Origin of the sequence: Shewanella sp. (genome assembly GCF_048265805.1) — a bacterium.
In the GTDB taxonomy this organism is placed as follows: Bacteria; Pseudomonadota; Gammaproteobacteria; order Enterobacterales; family Shewanellaceae; genus Shewanella.
In genome coordinates, this window is sequence record NZ_JBLXAT010000015.1 from 84,353 (window position 1) to 107,765 (window position 23,413).

18 protein-coding genes and 1 pseudogene are annotated in these 23,413 nt (G+C 49.7%); 11 read left to right on the plus strand and 8 right to left on the minus strand.

Features of this window, described 5'->3' with window-relative positions:
• Together ACN0TT_RS11990 and ACN0TT_RS11995 are read right to left on the minus strand one after the other, a co-directional pair.
• Window positions 1–751 (minus strand): annotated as a pseudogene (locus ACN0TT_RS11990) (efflux RND transporter permease subunit); the annotation flags it as partial.
• Window positions 711–1,553, minus strand: coding sequence for an efflux RND transporter periplasmic adaptor subunit (locus tag ACN0TT_RS11995; RefSeq protein WP_417762392.1), 843 nt, complete (start codon window positions 1,551–1,553; stop codon window positions 711–713). The gene ACN0TT_RS11995 and the pseudogene ACN0TT_RS11990, both read right to left, overlap by 41 nt.
• On the opposite strand from ACN0TT_RS11995, the gene ACN0TT_RS12000 reads away from it, so the two are divergent.
• On the plus strand, window positions 1,537–1,872 hold the full coding sequence (locus tag ACN0TT_RS12000; RefSeq protein ID WP_417762393.1) for a LysR substrate-binding domain-containing protein: 336 nt from the start codon (window positions 1,537–1,539) through the stop codon (window positions 1,870–1,872). The genes ACN0TT_RS11995 and ACN0TT_RS12000 overlap by 17 nt on opposite strands.
• A 422-nt stretch (window positions 1,873–2,294) precedes the next feature.
• Here the strand turns inward: ACN0TT_RS12000 and ACN0TT_RS12005 are convergent, their stop codons facing one another.
• The 3 genes from ACN0TT_RS12005 to ACN0TT_RS12015 form a co-directional block, all read right to left on the minus strand.
• Entirely contained in the window at window positions 2,295–3,629 is a 1,335-nt protein-coding gene (locus ACN0TT_RS12005; protein WP_417762394.1) for a leucine-rich repeat-containing protein kinase family protein, read from the minus strand.
• Window positions 3,630–3,926: 297 nt separating this feature from the next.
• Complete coding sequence (locus ACN0TT_RS12010; RefSeq protein WP_417762395.1) at window positions 3,927–4,619, minus strand: LrgB family protein; 693 nt, start codon at window positions 4,617–4,619, stop codon at window positions 3,927–3,929.
• Window positions 4,619–5,095: a CidA/LrgA family protein gene (locus ACN0TT_RS12015; RefSeq protein WP_417762396.1), complete on the minus strand. Its 477-nt coding sequence runs from the start codon at window positions 5,093–5,095 to the stop codon at window positions 4,619–4,621. The genes ACN0TT_RS12010 and ACN0TT_RS12015 overlap by 1 nt, the downstream gene beginning before the upstream one ends.
• A 99-nt stretch (window positions 5,096–5,194) precedes the next feature.
• Between ACN0TT_RS12015 and ACN0TT_RS12020 the strand changes: the two genes are divergently transcribed.
• The 4 genes from ACN0TT_RS12020 (at window position 5,195) to ACN0TT_RS12035 (ending at window position 9,663) form a co-directional block, all read left to right on the plus strand.
• Window positions 5,195–6,091, plus strand: a complete 897-nt coding sequence (locus ACN0TT_RS12020) for a LysR substrate-binding domain-containing protein (RefSeq protein WP_417762397.1) — start codon at window positions 5,195–5,197, stop codon at window positions 6,089–6,091.
• A complete protein-coding gene (locus ACN0TT_RS12025) occupies window positions 6,075–6,959 on the plus strand; it encodes a DUF72 domain-containing protein (protein WP_417762398.1) in 885 nt (294 codons plus the stop codon). The genes ACN0TT_RS12020 and ACN0TT_RS12025 overlap by 17 nt, the downstream gene beginning before the upstream one ends.
• Before the next feature lie 90 nt (window positions 6,960–7,049).
• A complete protein-coding gene (locus tag ACN0TT_RS12030; protein WP_417762399.1) occupies window positions 7,050–7,940 on the plus strand; it encodes a GGDEF domain-containing protein in 891 nt (296 codons plus the stop codon).
• Window positions 7,941–8,178: 238 nt separating this feature from the next.
• Entirely contained in the window at window positions 8,179–9,663 is a 1,485-nt protein-coding gene (locus tag ACN0TT_RS12035; protein WP_417762400.1) for a hypothetical protein, read from the plus strand.
• A 103-nt stretch (window positions 9,664–9,766) separates the two neighbouring features.
• On the opposite strand, the gene lysS is transcribed toward ACN0TT_RS12035, so the two are convergent.
• The 3 genes from lysS to ACN0TT_RS12050 all read right to left on the minus strand — a co-directional run bounded on the left by lysS (window position 9,767) and on the right by ACN0TT_RS12050 (window position 17,191).
• On the minus strand, window positions 9,767–11,269 hold the full coding sequence (gene lysS / locus ACN0TT_RS12040; protein WP_417762401.1) for a lysine--tRNA ligase: 1,503 nt from the start codon (window positions 11,267–11,269) through the stop codon (window positions 9,767–9,769).
• A 17-nt stretch (window positions 11,270–11,286) separates the two neighbouring features.
• Window positions 11,287–12,385 (minus strand): peptide chain release factor 2 gene (gene prfB, locus ACN0TT_RS12045; protein ID WP_417762402.1). Its coding sequence is split into 2 segments (ribosomal slippage): window positions 11,287–12,309 and window positions 12,311–12,385, totalling 1,098 coding nucleotides; the frame shifts between segments, so codons are not numbered across the junction.
• A gap of 243 nt (window positions 12,386–12,628) precedes the next feature.
• Window positions 12,629–17,191, minus strand: a complete 4,563-nt coding sequence (locus ACN0TT_RS12050; RefSeq protein ID WP_417762403.1) for a biotin carboxylase N-terminal domain-containing protein — start codon at window positions 17,189–17,191, stop codon at window positions 12,629–12,631.
• A gap of 125 nt (window positions 17,192–17,316) precedes the next feature.
• Between ACN0TT_RS12050 and ACN0TT_RS12055 the strand changes: the two genes are divergently transcribed.
• The 6 genes from ACN0TT_RS12055 (at window position 17,317) to ACN0TT_RS12080 (ending at window position 23,298) form a co-directional block, all read left to right on the plus strand.
• Entirely contained in the window at window positions 17,317–18,228 is a 912-nt protein-coding gene (locus ACN0TT_RS12055; RefSeq protein WP_417762404.1) for a LysR family transcriptional regulator, read from the plus strand.
• Between the two features lie 111 nt (window positions 18,229–18,339).
• Window positions 18,340–19,488: a hypothetical protein gene (locus ACN0TT_RS12060; RefSeq protein WP_417762405.1), complete on the plus strand. Its 1,149-nt coding sequence runs from the start codon at window positions 18,340–18,342 to the stop codon at window positions 19,486–19,488.
• 51 nt (window positions 19,489–19,539) lie between these two features.
• Window positions 19,540–20,103 carry a SprT family zinc-dependent metalloprotease gene (locus tag ACN0TT_RS12065; RefSeq protein WP_417762406.1) on the plus strand — a complete coding sequence of 188 codons (564 nt, stop codon included), beginning with the start codon at window positions 19,540–19,542 and terminating at the stop codon, window positions 20,101–20,103.
• 164 nt (window positions 20,104–20,267) lie between these two features.
• Window positions 20,268–20,999, plus strand: coding sequence for a 16S rRNA (uracil(1498)-N(3))-methyltransferase (rsmE, locus tag ACN0TT_RS12070; protein WP_417762407.1), 732 nt, complete (start codon window positions 20,268–20,270; stop codon window positions 20,997–20,999).
• Window positions 21,000–21,024: 25 nt separating this feature from the next.
• Window positions 21,025–21,981, plus strand: a complete 957-nt coding sequence (gshB, locus tag ACN0TT_RS12075) for a glutathione synthase (RefSeq protein WP_417762408.1) — start codon at window positions 21,025–21,027, stop codon at window positions 21,979–21,981.
• A 3-nt stretch (window positions 21,982–21,984) separates the two neighbouring features.
• Complete coding sequence (locus tag ACN0TT_RS12080; RefSeq protein WP_417762409.1) at window positions 21,985–23,298, plus strand: alkaline phosphatase; 1,314 nt, start codon at window positions 21,985–21,987, stop codon at window positions 23,296–23,298.
• The last annotated feature ends 115 nt before the right edge of the window (window positions 23,299–23,413 follow it).

Consider the following 23,413-nt stretch of genomic DNA (forward strand, 5'->3'; position numbering starts at 1 on the left):
CCATGATGAACGCAATTGAGGTCATCAAAATCGGCCGTAAGCGCAACTTACATGCTTCAATGGCCGCTTGTACTGGCGTCTTACCGGTAAATTCCAACTCGCGGGCAAACTCGACAATCAAGATGGCGTTCTTCGCCGACAGCCCCACCAGCACCATCAAGCCAATTTGGGTGAAGATGTTGTTGTCACCGTCAGTGAGCCAGATGCCGACCATCGCCGCCAACACACTCATCGGCACAATCAGCACAATGGCCAATGGCAGCGTTAAGCTTTCGTACTGCGCCGCCAGCACCAAGAACACCAACAGAATCGTCAACGGGAACAGCCATACTGCCGAGTTTCCCGCCAAAATCTGCTGATAAGTCAATTCCGTCCACTCAAACTCCATACCCGGCGGCAGCGTTTCTGCCGCGACACGTTCAATCGCCGCTTGTGCTTGCCCCGAGGAGTAGCCCAGCGCCGGAGTGCCGTTAATATCAGCCGTTAAAAAGCCGTTGTAGCGCATTACCCGTTCTGGGCCATAGCTATAATCGACCTTCATCACCGACGCCAATGGCACCATATCGCCATTGATCGAGCGTACTTTCAGTTTGCCAATATCTTCAGGATGAGCACGATACTGCGCATCGGCTTGCACCCGCACCGTGTAAGTACGGCCAAAGGCGTTGAAATCGTTGATGTATACTGAGCCAAGATAGATCGACAAGGTGTCAAAAATATCCGGCAACGGCACGCCCAACTGCTGCGCCTTGGCTGGGTTGCGCTTGCCCCAAACTGACGCGCACAAATTGCCCCGGTAGCAGTTGGCCATCGCGGTTATCAAACACCGCGCGCATATTGAGTGTGCCGCTACCAGCGTCCACCCTGTTGTTGACCAACTTCAACGTGCCCTGCTCAGTCATCGCGCCGCCGTTGCTTTGTGCTTTCACAGGCACTTGGTCAAGACGCGCTAACTGCTCGCGGCCATTACCAAGTTGCGCTAACACGCTAGTAGCGATAGCGCTTTCCACATCAAAGTTGACGTAAATTGGCGACATAGACACGATGCTGGTGATCGGCTCCGCGCTATTACCGGCCGCAATCAGGTTGCCTGGCGTAAACGCCAGTTTGCCAATCCGACCAGCAACAGGAGCCATCACGTGGGTGTAGGACAGATTCAACCGCGCGAGTGCGAGATCGGCTTTGGCTGCTTGCAGTGACGCTTTGGCGGCATCGGCACTATTTTGCAGTTGCTCCATATCGTTTTCGGCAATCAGTCGCTTCTCCCACAACCGTTTTGCCCGCTGGGCTTCTAGATGTGCTTGCGCGCTCTGCGCCGCTGCGGCGGCAACGTTGGCTTCCGCCTTTTGTACTTCAGCAGCATACGGCGCCGGGTCAATGGTCAGCAGCTGTTGGCCTTTTTCAACATAAGCGCCCTCTTCAAAATGCACACTTTGCAGCATGCCCGCCACTCGCGCGCGTACGTTGACTTGGTCAATCGCTTCCACGCTGCCCGAGTATTCATGCCATGGCATTCCAAAGCACCCAAAAGATCTAATGCAGCACCGCTGCATTAACTGGCGTTTGCCCACAGTTGGTGGTCTGTTACCGTGGGAATTTGAACGCGGCGAAGAGAAGATTAATATTCGTCCCAACAACAGTTTGATTCTTAACACCGCGAGTACAGGAATCCAAGCAGTGCTGGATAGCATGGGGATTTTCTACACGCTGGAGGATGCAGTTATGCCTTACATCAATGACGGTCGTTTGCTAAGGTTACTTGAAGAGTGGTGCCCACCCTTTCCCGGTTTTTACTTGTATTACCCCAGCCGAAATCATCGCTCGCAGGCGTTTTCGCTGTTTTTGGAAGAAGTGCGGTACCAGAAAATTTAGCAAAACAACAGAACAACACCAAAACATAAATGGTCAGTTTTCGCATTACTAAAATTTGGTCAACCGGTATGTATCAAACTACGCCTAAAGTCATGATGCTAACCCATAATGGGGCATAAACGATTTAGAGAAGGTCGCGGGGGCCACGAGATAGGGTAGGGTCTTACCGATAGCAGTCTTTTAGCATGATACTTTAATACTCAGTATGCACCTATAGTCCTTGCTACATAATCTCTCCCACAGAAATTAATTCACAGATGCTAAAACAATACTCGAGATGACCTGAAGATGAGTAGGCCATTTCCTTACGGGCAAACTTTAAGGGAAATATTTGTCGTTATGGGCAAACTTTATTGTCACTGCACAAACTAGCGCCACGACCGCAACAAAGCTCAATCGCCCGAACAACACAGCTTTCCTTATTAAGCCGCAATAGCATGCTGCTGTTGTAATTCAGTTAACTGCTGGCAAATAGCATCAAACGTTGGTCGCGCAAGTAACTGTGGCAGTAAACACGCAGCTACCAATGCACTGAGCCCTTGCTGCGTAGCGGCATTAAGCCCATCACAACGTGCGAGCAATTCTTCCAATAAGCAGCCAAAGGCTCTGACTTCCAAGCGTGGTAACCGCTCGGCGAGATGCGTATCGGCGCAGTCGTAAAACGAGGCGGCACCGTAATCACTCAGTAAAGCATCGCCTGCCGTAGTGGTGAGAATATTGTGACCATACAGATCACCGTGCATCATGCCCTGCTGGTGTAAATGTTGCGCCGCGCTGGCGATCGCCGTCGCGATGCGAAACATCGCTACAGGCGTAAAGCGCTGCGCCGGTGCGTAAATATCACGGGTACAAGAGGCCAAGCTGGGTGGCCCCGCCAAATTGCCAAAATCACGCGGAATAAGCTGCATCACCAGACCATCTGTACCGTCAGGATGCTGTGCCACACGGCCGAGAGTATGTGTGAGCGCGCTATGTTGCCCCGCTTTGATGGTGGATGCCATCTCACTCTGCGGCAAGCCATCGCTGGTCATCGCGCCTTTAAACAGTTTTACTGCCACCGGATGCTGCGTATCTGCTTTAGACCAGTTGGCACGATAGATTAGCCCTGAGGCGCCCTCACCGAGTAATTCGTCAATGTCGAGTTGCTGCCAATCTATCTCGGTCATCGCGCCAGCTAACGCTTGAGCCTCCAACGGGGCGGTCATAGGATTGCCGGCATAAGCCAACCAAGTTAACCGCGGTAGCGAGAACAACCATGGCGGTAGCTGTTCGAGCCGATTAGCAGCGAGGCGAACTAACTCCAAGTTGTGACAGTGCGCCAATGAGTCCGGCAGGTTGGCGAGTTGATTGCCTGCTAGCATCAGCTTTTGCAATTCAACACAAGTGCCGATGTTGTCTGGCAGTTGCTGCACACAGTTGTCAGTTAAAATCAGCCAGCGTAATTTAGGCGGTAACGCGGCGGCAGGCACATCGACAATCTTATTGGACTTAAAGCCGATCATGCTCAGCGATGCGCAACGCCCCAGCACTGGCGGCAACTGGGTGAAGTTATTTTGCGAACAGAAGATCACCTTGAGGTGGCTGAGCTTATCGAGGTCATTCGGCAGCGATGACAGTTGGTTACCGCTAAGATCGAGGATTTCCAATGAATCGGCGAGCGAAAAAACCTCGCGCGGAAACTCAGTTAATCCACCAGCGAGTTGCAAGCGACGGCTTCCTTGCAGTTCACCAGCGCGCAGTTGTTCAAGTGTGTGCATTTTTATATCTCAATCAACGAGAAACCGACATTAGCAGGCTTCTGACAACAGACAGCGCGGTGCAGTATAACCTAATAGCCTAGCTGGCTAAATGCGCTTGCTGCGGCTGAAACCACTAAATGACAGGCAAAAAAAAGCCGATGAATACACATCGGCTTAACGCAACATGAAGTCCTGAGCGAACTCAGGTAAGTAGGTGCTCAATCTCTTGAGCGGCTAACCACTAAACTTTGGGGAAGCTGTGGCTAAAAATCGTTTCACTAAATCCTTAACCTATACCGCTAGTCGTTCCGCTAATTAGGAAAACACCCAAGCAAAAAACGGCGCACAAATGACCATCACAATGCCGGCAAAAATCATGGTAAGACTGGCAACTACGCCCTCTTGCTGGCCAATCTCAGTCGCAATTGCAGTACCTGAACCATGAGCACTCGCGCCCAACGCGACCCCTCGCCCTAGCGACGTATGAATGCGGAATAACTTCATTAACGGTTCACCAATCACCATGCCGATAATGCCCGTTAGCATCACCATCAACGCCGTCAGCTCCGGCACACCGCCAAAAGCGCTGGTTGCTTCTAAGGCGAACGGTGTCGACACCGACCGTACCAGTACGCTGTGGATTAACTCTTCTGGCAGCGGAATCACTTTGGTCAGCAACCAAGTAGAGGTTAAGCCAAACATTACTCCGGCAATCACACCACAACTGATGGTCAACGGGTACTGACGGATGAGCTTGCGCTCGCGGTATATCGGTACCGCAAATGCCACAGTTGCGGGTGCCAACAAGGTCACCAACCAGTGGGTGTATTCAAAATAAGTCGGCAGCGGGATAGACAACCACACAACAATAAACACCACCACGACAGGTGCCAAAATACTCGGCAACAACCACCATGTTTTATGGCGTTTGTATAACGCTTTAGCGATGTAGTAGCTGCCAACAGTAATCAATAAGCTGATGAGCGCTAACAGTGTTGATTGGCTCATTATTCTGCCTTTGTGTCCTGCTGTTGCTGGGCTTTTAAATGCTTTGCCATCTGCCGTTTGAGGTGTTGTTTACGCTCAAAACGAAATACGCGGTCAACCACAAAACCAGTGCCTAGCAACACGGAAATCACCCCCAGCACAATGGTCAGCAGGATGTTGAAACCATATTGCTTGAGCAAAGCTTCGTATTTGATCACTGAGATCATTGGCGGGATGAAGAACAGCAACAGGTCACCAATAAACCAAGCGGCCCCTACTTGAATGGCTTTTTCTGGAATGATTTTGAGCGCTAACGCCAACAGAACCACAGCCAAGCCGAGTACACTACCTGGGATTGGCGAATGCAATGCGGTTGCTACCGCATGGGCGCCCCAAGCGAATAGGCAGATAATACCTATCTGTATCAGCGCTAAACTAACGTGTTTACTTTGCTGCCGCAAAAGTTGAAGCCGCGCTGCCGAATGGGCCAATTGCATGATGGTTCTCTTCTAAAATTGATAGCGTCATTTTAGGGTGCTATTTTAGATAAAAAAAATGAATATTATTAATACAAAGCATTCCAAAGGGTTATATTAGTGGATCTTAAGGTTATTCGCTATTTCGTCGAAATCATTGATCACGGCGGCTTCGCCAAGGCGGCGGAGGCGATTCATATCACTCAGCCCGCGTTGTCAAAAGCGATAACCCAGCTAGAGGCAGACCTCGATTTAGTGCTGCTAGAGCGTGGCAAACGTGGCAGTCAGTTACGGCCAACACCATCTGGTCAAGTGGTTTACCACTACGGCAAATCCTTACTCAATACCCGTGAAGAAATGCTTACTGAGCTAGCAGCGCAACGCAATTTACTCACTGGCGAGTTGCATATTGGGCTGGCGCCGTTGGGCAGTGCTGAGTTATTTACCCCTGTCATTAGCCGCTACCGCAGTTTATATCCTCACATTAAGATGCAATTGTTAGTCCGTGGTGGCACTGAGCAAACCCAAAAACTCAAAAAAGGCGAGGTTGAACTGGCCACGGGCATTATCTCACTAGCAGCAGATGAGTTCGATGGTTTCTGTATTCGCCGCGATCCGATGATGGTGGTGTTGCCACAACAACATCCGTTTGCGCATGCCACTGAACTTAGCTTGCAGCAGCTCAGCGACGATCCGCAAATCATTTTTAATGAAGAGTATGCCCTGCATGACTTGGTACTTAACGGCTGCGTACAACGCGGCTTTATGCCGAAAATTGTCACTAAGGTAAGCCATCCCGATTTTGGTGTGGCCTTAGTTGCTGCGGGCACAGGTGTGATGTTAATCCCCAACTTTCTCGCCAATCGTCACCAAGTACCGGGGGTAGTGAATGTACCACTACAGCAAGACGATCTGATTTGGGAGTTATCTATCTATTGGCGCAAAGGGATACCACTTTCATTTGCCGCACAGGCGATGGTGGAATTAGTGCGGGAGTACCATGCCATTAACGCATAAGCCGCTATTGCGGGTAGGTATGGCGATGTGGTCACTGCCACAATGGCAAAAATCGCTGTTACAAGGCTGCCAAACACCCGCCGATAGGCTCAGCAGTTATGCGGAAAAATTCGACACCGTAGAAGGCAACACCAGCTTTTATGCCCTGCCCGATGCCAACACAGTGGCGATGTGGGCGGCCAGCGTGCCAGCGTCTTTTCGGTTTACGTTTAAACTGCCGCGCACCATTACTCACGATAGACAACTGCAACATTGCGATGGCGAGCTAAGCGAGTTTTTCAACCGTATGCAGCCGCTGCAAGCGCATACCTCAGTTTGGAAAATCCAGCTGCCCGCCAGTTTTGGCCCTGAATCGTTAGCCGTATTAGCCGCGTTTATTGAGCGGTTACCCAAAGGCTTAAATTATGGCGTCGAGCTACGCCATGCCGCATTCTTTGCCAAAGGCGCTGCCGAGCAACAACTGAACCGCTTGCTGATGCAGCACGGCTGTGACCGCATCATCATGGACAGTCGGCCAATCTTCGCCCAACCTGCCACCAGCGATATCATGCGTGATGCCCAAAGCAAAAAGCCGCGCGTGCCAGTGCACGCTATCGCCACTGCGAATATGCCGGTGGTACGTTTTATTGGTGATCTTGTGCAGCAAAACAACGATGCCTTTTTCGCACCTTGGCTCAGCAAACTGCCGCAGTGGTTAAGTGAAGGCAAAACACCGCATCTGTTTGTGCACACACCGGATAATGTCCACGCGCCGGAACTCGCCCATCGGCTTTATCAGCAACTACAGCAACATGTTGCGGCTCAACTCACATGGCAATTAGCCGATCTGCCACCACTGCAACCCGCAGCGCAAGCAAGCCTGTTCTAACCCCCATTAAAATTAGCATTTACTGCTGCATGTGGCGTAATTTCAACTAAGCTAAATAATACGCTAACTCACCCGCTTGGAAGCTCTACCATGCTGACACAGCCGCAACTTGCCCAACTTGCCAGCAGCTTACCTATTCCCGCATTTGTGTTAACGCGCAGTGGCCGCTGCGTACAAGCGTTTGGCTGCGATAGTCACTATTCGGGCTTCTATCCAGCACCCAGTATTACCGCGATATTCTCTCCAAATAAAGCGCCTTGGTTATTGACACAAATCGATCATGCGTTAGCCAGCGGCAAACCGCACCAAGTTGAGTTTGCCTTGAGTGAACATGATTGGCAGCAATCCAGACCGCGCCATAGTAGTTGGTGGCAGGGACACTTGAGCCCATTAAACTTTCAGGTGGACGGTGAAGCAGCGGTGCTATGGCTCAGCCACGATGTTACCCACTACCACCAGCAAGCACTGCGCTGGGCAAACTATGGGGAGGTGGACTTAGTGTCCCATCTGTACAGTCAACGACGGATGAACAAGGAGTTAGCGGCGCACTTTAGCTTGTTTCATCGGCACCACATACCCTGCAGCTTGGTGATGTTTGAACTGGATTATTTTAACCAACTACGGCAGCAATGCGGCGAAACCACCGAAGCATGTGTGGTATCGACGGTGGGCAACGTCTGCCTAAGCGATCTCCGCCAAGAAGACCAAGCCTTTCGCTACCAGCAAAACAGCTTCGTGATTTTATTGCCTCACACTGAAACGGAACAGGCTTGGGCGCTTATCGATCGTCTGCGTAAGGATATCCATCAACGCTTGCTATCGCTCGATCTACCCCAAGCTTGCACTTCGATTAGTGGCGGCCTGAGCCAGTTTGCAGACGATGATCAACGCAGCCAAGATCTCCTCAACCGCGCCAGTCAAGGGCTAGCTGCCGCCAAAGCGCTCGGCTGCAACCGTATCTGCGTGGAGCAGTTGCATTGAAACCGTGCTAACGCATTCGCGTAGCATCTCAGCTTGCCGTTAAAAGTGGCACTGACGAAGCATCATTGTTGGCGGTATTTGAAACGGCATGGTCGGCTATCGCCGTTCAATCATTGTCGCTCCACCTAACAAAACCCGCCTATTATTAACAAAATGAATTTCCTACCTTTTTTATTATGGATAAGATAGCAACCTGCGTCATTAGCACGCTGGGATATGAAGTAGAGGTAGGATACCCATGCAGTACCAAAGAGCGGAATTAGAACAAGCTTATATAAAACTCGTCAAAGAAGAACGCCCCATTTTAGCGCTGCTCGGCGCAATCATTGGATTTGTGATAGCCGCAGTCTTAATGCGCTATATAGAAACTCATGCGATTATCAGTCGTGGGATGGCTTGGATTTTATTTCCAGCGATCATCGGCTTATTCGCCAGATATGTCGGCCGACTATATTCATCGTCAGCTCGAATCCCTACGACTATCATTGCTAGCCTAGGTTACCTCGCACTTGGCATGTGGCTACACGTCAATGCTTCATGGTTCATTGGCTTACCTGTGGCAGCTATCATAGTGCATCTAACCAGCAAAAGAGCACTCACTGAGTTAGAACAACAGGCCATCAGTGAGCACGATCTGCAGCCTTTTCAGGTAACAAGCGCACCTCGTTGGCAGAAAATGGGATTGCCGTTACTCTTTGCTGTAATGCTTTGCGGGGGGGGCTACTTCTATCAAGTTCATGCAGATAAAGCCTGCCTAGATAATATCGAAGCCGATGATTATGAGTCGGTGTTAACGTCCTGCCAACTGAGTCCGTTTGATTCGATATTGCATTGGGACAATACCCAAGAAGCGATATCCGCCTACAAGTTTGGTAACTATGAGGCTCCCTCAGCGGAAGCATTAGCGATTAAAAGCAAAGCCGAATCAGGTAGCCCTCAATTCCAACAGATTTGGTGGATAGTTGTCGACACGATTTACCGAGATGCCGATAGTCTCAGCAAGGAATACGTAGGCAGTGCAGAATTTGAAAACGAAGCGACAAAATGGCGCCAACAAGCGGCGTTATATGGCAATACATCGGCACTTAAACAAGAATTGACTCGCTATCAGGCACTATCAGATAAAGTGGTAGAAACGCAATTTAAACGGCAGGCGCTGTCATTTGCGGAGCAACTAAAGACCGCCGATATGCCAGAGTCTGACAAGTTGGACATTGCCGCTAATAAGCTTATCAGCAACGATGATATTAACGCCCAATATCAACAACGGCTAAACGACCTTGGCGACTTGACCTTGGACGACTTAAGTAACCTATTGTTTGCTGTCGAGGAAGGCAGCTACAACTATTACATTAGCGACTTCAATGCCGATCTGCCTGCAAGCAGTTACTATTCTGGCAGCATCAATGTCACCGCAACTGAGCCCCAGCAAATAGCGGTGTTACAGCAGTTAGCAACCAAGTTTGAGGATGCCGATGCGGCATACAAACTGTTTTTCAAGTTGGCGAAAGCGGATGCCGCGCGCGCACTGGAATATTTGCGACAAGCAGCAGAACATAACCATGTTAAAGGTGCCGAGACCTTAGGCACGCTGATGTTTTGTCAACATAATGAAATTGAGGGACGCCATTGGCTAGATAAAGCCGCGAAGTTAGGCAGCGAAACGGCTCAGGCGCAACTACAACAACTGCGCACTACCGGTACGCTGACGCAGTGTCGCTAAACCGCAGGTATCTTTAGCGATTCAGCCCTTTGTCTCAAAAATAAAGCCTTGCACTCAACTGCAAGGCTTTAATGTTTTAAGCGGCTAAAACCAGCGCTAACGCTTATTGTGCTTGTGGACGCATCGCTGGGAACAAGATCACGTCACGAATGGTGTGGCTGTTAGTAAACAACATCACCAGACGGTCGATACCGATACCTTGACCCGCTGTTGGTGGCAAACCGTGTTCCAGCGCAGTGATGTAGTCTGCATCGTAGAACATCGCTTCGTCGTCACCAGCATCTTTCGCGGCGACTTGCGCTTTGAAACGTGCATCTTGATCTTCAGCATCGTTCAGCTCGCTAAAGCCGTTAGCCACTTCACGGCCACCGATGAAGAATTCAAAACGGTCGGTGATGAAGTCGTTGTCATCGCTACGACGAGCCAGCGGCGAGATGTCAGCTGGGTAGCCGGTAATGAAGGTTGGCTGCATCAGTTTAGGCTCTGCGGTTTCACCGAAGATCTCTTCCAGCAGTTGACCACAGGTCCAGAATTTTTCGATTTCTAAGCCAACTTCTTTAGCCAAGGTACGCATAAAGTCCACGTCTTTAACCTGTTCGTAGGTCATCGCTTGGATCTTAGCGTTGTCTGGGTTGTAGTGTTGAATCGCTTCCAGCATGCTCATACGTGCATATGGGCCACCGAAATCAATCACGTCTTCACCGTATGGCAGCTTAGTGTCGCCAGTCAGTTTCAGGGCGATAGATGACAACATCTCTTCGGTCAGATCCATCAGATCTTTGTAGTCTGCGTACGCCATATAGAATTCCATCATAGTGAATTCTGGGTTGTGGCGTGGTGACAGACCTTCGTTACGGAAGTTACGGTTGATTTCGAACACACGCTCGAAACCACCAACCACCAAACGTTTCAGGTACAGTTCTGGCGCGATACGCAGGTACATATCGATATCCAGCGCGTTGTGGTGAGTAATAAATGGACGCGCAGAAGCACCACCAGGGATGACATGCATCATTGGGGTTTCTACTTCAATAAACTCTTTGCCTTCCATAAAGCTACGGATGGCACCCACCACTTTAGAACGCATTTGGAACGCGTGGCGTGATTCTTCGTTAACAATCAAGTCAACGTAGCGTTGACGATAACGCATCTCTTGGTCAGTCAGACCGTGGAATTTTTCTGGCAGTGGACGCAGTGCTTTAGTCAGCAGCTCGTATTCGTCCATGTGCACATACAACTCGCCTTTACCAGACAAGTGCAGTTGGCCTTTAACGCCGATGATGTCACCGATGTCCAAGCCTTTGTAACGCTCTTTCAAATCCGCTTGTACGCTTTTTTCCGCGTAAGCTTGGATACGACCAGAGACGTCTTGCAGCACAATGAACGGGCCACGTTTAGCCATGACACGGCCAGCAATGGCAGTGGTGAAGCCCAGAGATTCCAGCTCTTCCTTCGTCTTATCGCCGTACTGAGCTTGCAGCTCGGCAGCCTTATGGCTACGACGAAAAGTGTTAGGGTGACCGTTAGCCGGACTGCTAGTACGGATTTGATCGAGCTTGGCACGACGTTCCGCGATCAGTTTGTTTTCATCCAAATGTTCAGTCATTTTCAGCGTCTTCTCTGTTACAGCCCTGATTTGAGGCTGGCTTCAATAAACTTATCTAAATCGCCGTCTAATACGGCTTGGGTATTGCGGGTTTCTACACTGGTACGCAAATCTTTAATGCGCGAGTCGTCCAGTACATAAGAACGGATCTGACTGCCCCAGCCGATATCCGACTTTTGATCTTCTGCCGCTTGTTTTTCCGCATTTTGCTTTTTCAGCTCCAGCTCGTACAGCTTAGCTTTCAGCTGTTTCATCGCGGTGTCTTTGTTTTTATGCTGGGAGCGGTCGTTCTGACACTGCACCACAGTATTGGTTGGCACGTGGGTAATACGTACCGCAGATTCGGTACGGTTAACGTGCTGACCACCAGCACCCGAGGCGCGGTAAACGTCGATACGCAGATCAGCAGGATTGATATCGATGTCGATAGAATCGTCAATTTCAGGGTAAACAAACACTGAGCAGAACGAGGTATGACGACGACCACCTGAGTCAAACGGTGACTTACGCACTAAGCGGTGCACGCCAGTTTCGGTGCGCAACCAGCCATAAGCATATTCACCAGTGAACTTGATGGTGGCACTCTTGATGCCCGCCACGTCACCGTCAGAAACTTCAATCAGCTCTGGGCTATAACCATGATCTTCGCCCCAACGCAGGTACATACGCAGTACCATATTGGCCCAATCTTGTGCTTCTGTACCGCCTGAGCCAGATTGGATATCGAGGTAGCAATCGGAAGCGTCGCTATCACCAGAAAACATACGGCGGAACTCAAGTTCTTCCAGACGTTTTTCTAGCTCATTTAAATCGTTGCTGGTTTCGTTGAAGGTGTCTTCATCTTCCTCTTCAACCGCTAACTCAAGCAGACCTTCCACATCTTCAAGACCGGATTCCAGCTCGTCGATGGTTTCTACTACGGTTTCTAGCGCTACGCGCTCTTTACCAAGGGCTTGGGCACGTTCAGGATTGTTCCAAACTTCGGAACCTTCTAACTCTCTGACTACTTCTTCTAGACGCTCTTTCTTGGCGTCATAGTCAAAGATACCCCCTCAGGAGTTCTGTACGCTCTGACAGCTCCTTGATTTTGTTTTTGACAGGATTCACTTCAAACATGTGATTTCAATTACCTGATTGGAATGTTTACTGGATAATGTAAACGCGGGATTTTAACTCAAATGACCATTAAAACCTATGCCAGCGCTTAATTTAGATCGAAAAAATCGGCCAACGACAACAAAAGTGAGTGATGCCGCAAATGGGCTTATGGCGTGGCAAGATCTCGCGCTGCTCGCAGTCCGTGTATTCAGCCGTTAAAAAAGCCCGCGATGCGGGCTTTTAACCGATAAGACAGCAAACTTAGTCGTTGTCTTCCACTGGTGAGATAACAAACAACAGGTCACCTTGTGATACTTGCTGGCCGTTACCGTTCAGAATACGCTCGATGCGATATTGCTTATCTTCTGGGTACAGTACCGCGTTTTTGCGGTTGAAGCCCGCCAGAGTAATTTGCGAGAACATCTTCATCGCTTCAGTCAGCGCCAAAGTTTGATCCGCAGTGACAATGTCGCCTTCTTTAACGAAGTCAGCTTCACCCGGTGCAGGAGAGCTGTAGAAGATACCTGCGCCTTGCGCCAGCACTTTGAGCTCATTCGACTCACCGACACGCAGTGATTCCGTATCAACAGCAGCAGATTCAGCGGCAGCTTCCATCTCGGCAATCAGCGCAGGGATATCCAGTTCCGCCATCAAACGTGGCAGGTAGTTGGTATCGTACACGCCTTCACGGAAGGTGCGGTCGGCCAGAATGCGTTTGAGCAACGGAATGTTAGTGGCAATCCCTTTGATAGATACGCTATCGAGGTAGCTCAACATACGGTTGATGGCATCTTCACGGTCTTCACCGTGCACGATGATTTGCGCAATCAAGCTATCGTAGTAAGGCGATACTTCTTTGTCTTCTGCTGCGATAGAAATCACGTCAATGTCATCACGCTGTGGCATGATACATTCGGTAATCAAACCAGGGTTTGGCAACAGTTGCAGTACGCCGTGGCTGTCCAGTGCCGCTTTTTCTGCGGTCACACGTACTTCCATGGCATAGCCCAGTTCTTTTGGCTCAAGCTGTTCGATTGAACGGCCTGAAGCAATATCGAACTGTGCACTAACAATGTCGATACCTGAGGTCAATTCGGTTACTGGGTGTTCTACTTGCAGACGCGTGTTCATCTCCATGAAGTACACTTCGTTGGCATCTAAGTTGTAGATGAACTCAACCGTACCAGCGCCCATGTAGTCAGTCGCATCCCCCAAAGCTTCAGTGTATTTCAGCACGCGTTGCTTCAGTTCATCAGGCAGCATAGTTGAACCAGACTCTTCAATCACTTTCTGGTTGTTACGCTGTACTGAACAGTCACGCAGACCCAATACTTTGGTGTTGCCGAATTGGTCACGCAGCAACTGTACTTCGATGTGGCGCAGCGAGGTCACATATTTTTCTAAGTACAGGTCACCGTTACCAAACGCGGCGGCCGCTTCAGTCGAAGTTTTTTGGAACAGGCCAATCATCTCTTCTGGACGACGAACGACCTGAATCCCTTTACCACCACCGCCTTGTACCGCTTTGAGCAGCACTGGGTAACCGATTTCATTCGCTACGTTCACCGCTTGCTCAGCGTTGGTCAAAATACCGTGTGAACCAGGTACTACCGGCACGTTTTGTGATTGCGAGGTCTTAATCGCGTTCGATTTGTTACCCATGGTGGTCATTGAGTTCACGCTTGGGCCAACAAAGTTTACGCCGTTATTGACACACAATGCAGCAAACTGTGGGCTTTCAGACAAGAAGCCGATACCAGGGTGCAGTGCATCTACTTTTTCGTAGTCGGCAACACGTAGTACTGAGTAGGCGTTCAAGTATGATTCGTCAGAGGTGTTACCACCCAAACAAACCAACTTGTCGTTATCCGTTAACATGTCTGCGGGTACTGAGGTCATGTCAGGATCTGACGCCACCAGTACCACGTTGATGTTGTTATCGTGCGCTTTACGGATCAATTTCACCGCAGTACAACCACGCGCGTGGATCAACACTTTGTCGATCGGCTTCATCAGTTTACGTGGATCGTCTTGAACGATCTCACCAGTCACTTCTTCGTGGCTTTCTGGCACCAACGATGACAGTGCAGTGCTGATCACGTCTTGAATGTTTTCTGTTGGCATTGGCATCAATGGATCGATACCGGCCAGCGAGTCATTCAAGGTGTCGCTAAATGGGTTATTTACCAGACCGTTCATCGCGCCCGGTACTTTTGACAAGTAGTTAGACAGTGTAGATGTTGATGGCAAGTAAGCAGGCACCACCATTTGACCTGCGAATGGCATGTTAGTACCAGACAGGTAGTAGGTTTGTACCAATGGGTGGGTCACAAATGACGCTTGCGCACCACCAGTACAATCACCGAAACCAAACATCATCACTGGCAATTCGTTGTCACGAATAAAACGAGTAATACGGTCGTTCACCACGGCCATAGAGAACAGTGCAGCACCACCCTCTTTGGTTTGCATACCACCAGAGCTGATAAAGCAGATCACTGGCAGACGGCGTTTCGCACATTCAATCAGCAGCGCAGAGAATTTCTCAGCACTCGCCATGTCGAACGCACCCGCTTGGAATGCAGTATTAGATACCGCGACACCCACACGCAGTTTTTTGCCGTTGTGTGTAAAGTCTGCCAGACCGGTAATCAAACCACATGGGCGAATACCTTTGTCGAGCGCATCTTCGATAGAAAGACGGAAGCCTGGGAAGTTCAATGAGTTGGCGGTCATCTTGTCGCCATTCAACTCATCAAAATTGTTGAAGAAGGTATCAACAATATTATTCCAGGTCATCTTGCCCGCTTTCTTCTCTTCACGTAGCACTTTCTGGATCAGCAGATCCTGATACCCCATGGTCAACCGGTTCCAGAAGTCTTTACGACGACCAATACGTACCGGGTTAATCGCGCCAGTGTACTGAGTGTTATCTTCTTCACTGTCGAAATATTCCGGCAGCAAACGTTCGAAGAAGTAAGTCAGAATAACGAACAAGCTGTTGTTCAGTTGTGGGAAGCCCACACTCTTCCATTGTTCAGTCTTAGTCAGCAGTTCCGCACGGTTAGACTGAGACATGAAGTACTTCAGCCACTTGTAGAACTTGCTCTTATCGTTAGCCACGTCTTGGGTAGACAGCGCGAAGTCAATCGATTTGTGCAGCAGACCATCAACCGAACTACGTGACAGACTCTTGTTCATCATCGCTTCTTTCGCGATAGACGCCAGATTGCCAACCACATTGTCGTACAGCGCGTTGAAGATCAGAATGTTGTAACATTGCCAAATAAAGTCTTCACGCAGCTCTTGGTTAACCACTACGTCCAGCACGGTCAGATCATTCAGTTCGGGCCAAGGCTTTTGAGTAACGTCAGCTGGCAGGTTTTCCAAATAGTGGATCAACCCTTTGAAGTTGTTTGCCGCGTTCGCTTTCCAACGGTGATACAGTGACCAACAGATGTTGAACAACAACGCCTTACGCGCTTTTTTGTAGTTCTCTTTTGGCTCACCCAAAATCAGACGTGTCAGCATGTTACGTTCAGTGCTGACATCACCCCGCTTGGCAACAAAGTTGTTCCACAGCTTGGCCAGCTCTTCGTCGTAAATCACTTTATCTGGGCTAGACAGCCAAGTTTGGAAGACTTTTTCCTGCTCTTTTTGAATACGCAGCAGTAAGTCACCTTCAGGCACGCTCACTTTTGACAAGCGACCGTATTGCTCCATGGAGATGGAATGGATACGGCTACGCAGCGTCAAATAACGCAGATAACGGTAAGCACTACCGAACAGGTTCATATGCATAGTTGGGCTACTAGCCAACGACATATGCACAGCGCTGTCGAGTGCTTTCAAATTCTTAGAAGGATTCAAGAAACGGTTGAGACTGCGACGATAATGCTCTTTCAAATCGTCCGACTCTTTCACGAATTCTACAGAGGCACGTTCAATCGCTTCGATACCGCTGATGATAGCGCGGCGCAAATTGTGCTGACGCTCGTCACGGTCGCTTGGAGAGAAGTCGATGATGCCATCGATACAACCTGCGTTGTACAACTCTTCAGGAGATACACCTACTGACTTAGCACATTCCTGCCAAGACAAGTTGAACTTACGCGCAATGCTCTGCAAGCCCTGAGGTTGAATAGTGTTAAAGATACCGTCGCGCAGTGACAACAGAATGTTGGCTGCCGCTAATGGAATCGCACCACCTGAGTAACCCGCGCCGATAACGATACCGAGTGTTGGTACGTCAACGTTAACGCTTTCAGCGATAGCACGAGAGATAGAGTGTGCTTGGTTGTGGCTGTTAGCTTCTTCGCCAGCATCCGCCCCCGGAGTGTCAATCATAAATACAATTGGCATCGACAGCTCAGCAAAATGACGCACAGCTTCACAACACATTAAGTGGTGCTCTGGCATCCACGCACCGTTTGAGGTGGTACGTTCTTGCGCGATAAAACCGATACGGCGGTTACGACCACCAAAGTTCAGTTCAATTTCGGCGCGATAAAATGGGCCATGAACCTCTTCAGAGATCATCTTGCCTTTGAGTTCGGCAATAATGCGCTTAGCGCCAGGACGGTTTTTGTCCAGCGTCGGTTGAATCACTTTGTTGACATAACCGTCAACGTCTAACTGAGATAAAGATTTTAAGTTTGCCTGAATATCTTCATCACCCAACAAACCATTGATTTCATCTGACAAGCTACGCTTGCTATGTTTCGGAAAAAGGGAGAAATCTTGTGCCAGATGTTCTGCCTGTAAAAACAGTGGATCTGGGGTTTGTGCCTGAGTCATGTTTGCGGGCTGCTTGGTGCTGGTCATCGAATCGATCCTCTGCTAAGCCTCTTTACTTATGATATAGCGGTCAAATATAACTTTGATGCACTCAAAATTACCATTAAACTACCTTAGACACTTTGTTCCATATTTGAGACAGTAAGAAAAACATGCCAGATTTGAATGGGATGCTGCTATTTGCGGCAGTGGTCAGAGCAGAGGGATTCTCACAAGCAGCGAGAGAAACAGGACTCCCAAAATCAACGATCAGCCGTAAAATTGCTCAATTAGAGCAAGAACTCGGTGTACGCTTACTACAGCGTAATACCCGTTCAATTAGCCTGACACAAATCGGCGCGCTATTTTATCAGCACTGCGAAAATATCACCAACGAAGTAGAAGCCGCTAAAGCCACCATCGAATATACGCATAACGATGTGTCGGGGCTACTACGTATTGCGGTACCGGTTTCATTTAACCAAGAAGTGATCGCTAACTTATGTAGCGGCTTTATGCATCTTTACCCTAGCATCGAACTGGACGTGCAATTTACTGACGCCGAAGTGGGGCTAGTGGGCGAAGGCTACGACATAGCTATCAAATATGGGCCGCTGCAATCCTCAGACTTAGTCGCAAGATTACTGTTTGAACGCCAACCTATCTTAGTCGCTGGCCCCGGATATCTCAAAGCCCGCGGCACACCTGCCACGCCAAAAGATTTAGCCGAACATGACGGCATACTCTTAGGTACCTTACGCTCAGCCCCCATTTGGCCGTTGGGTAAAGGCAATCGCAAGACCATGGCAAGCTTCCGCCGCCGTGTCAGGGCTAACAGTTCAGTGATGGTCAAGCGCATGGCGCTGGACGACTTTGGTATAGCGATTCTGTCTAACTCAGTGTGTAAAAACGAGATTGCCAGTGGCACCTTAGTGCCTGTCCTACAGGAGTGGCCTATCGAGCCGTTTAAAGTGTATGGCGTGTATTCCAGCCGTCGCCAATTAGCCACCAACATCAGTGTGTTTCTGGACTTCTTTACTAAGCGCTTTGGTAGCCAAGAATCACTGCAAGCATTGATGATGTAACTATCAGATCTGTGAGCAATTAATGACAGATTAGACGTTGCGCTCTGCGCTGGCTGGTGCATACTTAACAGCTAAGTCATTGTTAGCTTGTCGTTATTAAAGGAATTGATCATGCATAAGCCGCTGATATTCGCCACCCTACTCAGCAGCAGTTGTGTTGCTTTATCTGCCTCGGCTGGCATTGAGGAGCAACGCATCCCCACCGCCAACGCTGCGATACCTGACGTAGTAAGCCGTTATTCCGCCTTTGTTGATGACTTAAGCAAACAATACTCAGCCGCCAACGATGAACTCAAAGTCACTCAAACCGTTGCCAAATTAGGCCAACGCGTTTGGCAACAAGCTGTCCGTGATGTGCAATCGGGTCACCCTGATGATCGTTCGCTCTATTGGTCACGGTTGCAGATGCGTGAGGCACTCGACAAGCAAAAGCCCGCCTTCAATATTGCAGGTTGGCAGAAAGACGTATTGCTGAATGCCGTTGAACGGGCGTCACGCGGTTTTAGTGATATCAACTTTGCTGATGACAGCCAGATCAAAATCTTGCTGACCGGTTTTGACCCCTTCTTCCTTGACCGCCACATTGACCAAAGCAATCCCTCCGGTCTAGTTGCCTTAGCGCTCGACGGCTACCGCTTTGAGGTCAATGGCAAGCAGGCACAGATTGAAACCGTAATGATCCCCGTGCGCTATGAAGATTTCGACGCGGGCATTATCGAATCGCTACTGACGCCTTTCTATCGCCGCGACCAACTGGACATGGTGTTTACCGTGAGTATGGGCCGCGATAATTTCGATATTGAGCGTTTCCCTGGCCGTAACCGTTCGGCCAAAGCCCCCGACAACCGCAATGTTTATACCGGTGCCGATAAAGAACATCCAATGGCGCCGAAACTCGACGGTAAAATCCTCAACGGCCCTGAGTTTGTGGAGTTCTCACTGCCCGTGACAGCCATGCAGCAGGTAGCGGGCCGCTGGACAGTCAACGACAATCACCAAGTCACTACGCTTGCACGCGGGAGTTTTGCCGCCACCTCGTTAGCAGAGCTGCAAAATGAAACCTCAGTTGAAGGCTCCGGCGGTGGTTATCTGTCCAACGAGATCTCTTATCGCGCCATCTTGCTTAAAGATCAACTCAACAGCACCACACCGACAGGGCATATTCATACCCCACGCCTACAAGGTTATGATGCCGAGATGGAGCAACAAATCATCGAACAAGTGAAGCAGATGATTGCCGCCGCGGCAGCAACTCGCTAAGGTAATAGCCCGACGATTCGCGTCGGGCTAACTGCTTTTGGAGTGTCATCTTTGTTTGCGCGCGTAAAACGCTTGGCTGGTTTGGCTAAGCCTACCATCACTAATACCTCTCATCCTGTGATTGCCTTACCCGCGAGCGAGCAACAAGCGGCAGTCATTGCACGTGTGGAAAGCAGTTATCAGCACGCAGAGCAGCAGCTTGGCCGAGTATTCATCCGTCCCAGTATTCATTTCAAACTGCGTGGTAAAGCCGCAGGCACGGCACATCCGGTCACGCAACAACTGCGTTTCAATGCAGTATTGCTGGAGGAAAATCCACAGCACTTTTTAACGGATGTGGTACCGCACGAAGTGTGTCATCTATTAACAGCACAGCTGTATGGCCGCGTGAAACCCCACGGGCATGAATGGAAGCGCCTCATGCAACAGCTGTTCGGCCTCAATGGTGACGTTACGCATCGGCTGGATGTCAGTTCCGTGACGCCAAAAGGCGTTGCCTACCAATGCCGCTGCGGCAGCGTTGAATTGAGTGTTCGACGCCACAATAAAGTGGTGCGCCAACAAGCACAGTATTTATGCCGACGTTGCGGCGAGCAGTTAGTGCAATCTCGCTAAGTCTTATCGCCTGTTAGGCAAAAATCTTCTCAGTTATGACATTTAGGTCGCTGATTGCGCCAGCAGTTAATGGCCAACAGGTACACTTTAACGGCTACAATCTCTATACTATCGGCCAACTATTTTCCGCTTAGCGTTAACGCGATGATTGCGTCAGGTGCCCCATGAGAGTTCCCCGTATTTACCAAGCAACCACATGTACGCCCAATACTGAAATTAGCCTCGATGCCGATGCCAGCGCCCATATTGGCCGCGTATTGCGCATGAGCGAAGGCCAAGCCATTAGCTTGTTCAATGGTGACGGTAATGACTATGCCGCCATCATTACCTCGGCAGGTAAGAAAACTGTCACTGTGCGGATTGAAACCTGTGAGGTAAACCCTTCTGAATCACCACTTAATTTGCATCTTGGGCAAGTGATCTCCCGTGGCGATCGTATGGATTTCACTATCCAAAAGTCGGTTGAATTAGGAGTTAATACTATAACGCCATTGTTTTCAGAACGTTGTGGCGTCAAACTGGACGGCGACCGGTTAGAGAAGAAGCTTCAGCAGTGGCAAAAAATCGTTATCAGCGCATGTGAGCAATCTGGCCGTAGTGTGGTGCCAACCGTACGACCAGCAATGAATCTACTCGACTGGTGCAGCGAAGCCAGCAATGCAGTCAAATTGAACCTCCATCCACGCGCCCAAGGTGGCATCAGTAGTCTAGCGCTCGACTGTGGTCGCGTACGGTTGCTGATCGGCCCCGAAGGCGGCCTGTCAGAAGCTGAAATAGCAATGACTGAACAACAAGGCTTTACCGACGTATTACTCGGGCCACGCGTGTTGCGTACCGAAACCGCCGCATTAACCGCAATCTCCGTGCTGCAATCCAGATTCGGTGATTTGGGCTAAGTCAGAATGAAGTAAGGATAAAGAAATGATTAAACTTGGCATCGTGATGGACCCCATTGCGGATATCAACATCAAAAAAGACACCAGCTTCGCCATGTTGTTGGCAGCCCAAAGCCGCGGCTATGAGTTGTTTTACATGGAAATGGCTGACCTCGCCATGGTGCAAGGCGAAGCGCGCGCTTACATGCGTAAACTGACAGTACGCCAAGACGCCAATGACTGGTTCACCTTAGCAGACGCGCAAGAACTGCCATTGAGCGAGCTTGATGTCATTCTGATGCGTAAAGACCCACCATTTGACACCGAATTTATCTACGCCACTTATATGTTGGAACGTGCCGAAGAAGCAGGCACCTTGATTGTTAACAAGCCGCAAAGCTTGCGTGACGCCAACGAGAAACTGTTCACTGCGTGGTTTAACGAATTCACACCAATTACCTTAGTGACTCGCGACGCGAAACGCTTGCGTGCATTCCACCAAGCACATGGCGATGTGATCCTCAAACCACTTGATGGCATGGGTGGAGCTTCTATCTTCCGTCTTAAACAAGACGATGCCAACGTTGGTGTGATTATCGAAACCTTGACCGACCACGGCCAACGCTACGCCATGGCGCAGAAATATATTCCAGAGATTGTCGATGGTGACAAACGTATTCTGGTGGTTGATGGTGAACCTATGCCTTACTGCTTGGCGCGTATACCACAAAAAGGTGAAACTCGCGGTAACTTGGCGGCTGGCGGTAGTGGCCGTGCCCAACCACTGTCAGACAGTGATTGGAAGATTGCCAACGCGATAGCCCCTGAGCTGAAAAAACGCGGTTTGATCTTTGTTGGTTTGGACGTTATCGGCGACAAACTGACTGAAATCAACGTGACTAGCCCAACCTGTGTGCGTGAGATTGAAGCAGCATTTGATGTGGATATCATCGGCAAATTGATGGACGCAATTGAGCGCCGTATCAGTGAAATCAAAGGATAAGCAATGAAATTCAAGCAATTATGCCTAATCGCTATTGCCTGCTGGCTACCGTTAACGACTTATGCTGAAGCGCCACTGAACCCTGCTGCCGCACCAGCTCGCCCGAAAAACATTGTCATCATGATTGGTGACGGCATGGGCCCGTCGTATACCACCGCCTACCGTTATTACAAAGACAATCCGGATACGGAAGAGATCGAGCAGACCGTATTTGACCGGCTGTTAGTAGGGATGGCCTCCACCTACCCTGCCAGCGTCAGTGGTTATGTTACCGACTCAGCTGCGGCTGCGACCGCCTTGTCTACCGGCTTTAAAAGCTACAATGGCGCCATCAGTGTTGACGTCAACAAACGTCCACTCACGACGATGCTGGAACGCGCCAAACAGCGCGGTCTGAGCACTGGTGTGGCGGTGACCTGCCAAGTTAACCATGCCACTCCAGCGGCGTTTTTATCGCATGATGAAAGCCGTAAAAATTACGATGCCATTGCCGCAACGTATATCAACACTGATGCTGACGTGATTCTCGGTGGCGGACAAAAATACTTTCCACAACCATTGCGCGACCAATTCTCGGCTAAAGGCTATCAAGTGCTGACCGATTTCAGTCAGTTGGATGCAGTAAACCAACCCAAAGTATTGGGCTTATTTGCCGATGTACAACTGCCATGGTCATTGGATGAACCTGACGCCCATCGTTTGAGCCAGTTGACTAGCAAGTCGTTAGAGTTATTGTCACAAAATCAGCAAGGCTTTGTACTGCTGGTTGAAGGCAGTCAAATTGACTGGGGTGGCCATGCCAACGATATCGCGGCGGCGATGGGCGAAATGGATGAGTTTGCCCACAGTATTGAAGTGGTTGAACAGTTCGTGCGTAACCATCCAGATACGCTGCTGGTGATCACCGCCGATCACAACACTGGCGGCCTGTCTATTGGCGCTAACGGAAAATATGAGTGGCACCCAGACGTACTGCATAAATTGACTGGCAGCCCAGAAACCATGGCAGAACAAGCAATTGCCACAGAACAATGGCGTGAGCCACTCAGTGCTAGCCTAGGTTTCACCATTGATGATGAACTGTATGGCAAGTTTGATCGCGCTCGGATGCAAGGCAAAAAAGCGCTGACCACCGCCATCAAACAAGAGATCGATCTGCGTAGCAATACGGGCTGGACGACACACGGCCATACTGGTGTAGATGTGCAAGTATTTGCCGCCGGACCAGGCTCAGAGCTGTTTATTGGTAGCCAAGACAATACCGATATCGCTAATAAGATTATTAGCTTGATGCCAAAAGCCAAAACGGCCAAGTAAGCACAACCTAATGACGCACAAAGGGCTCTTTTGAGCCCTTCAGATTAATGACAAACCCCGGTTTTTTAGCCGGGGTTTGTTTTATTAGGCTTGTTATGGGAAACGCTCTTCTTGG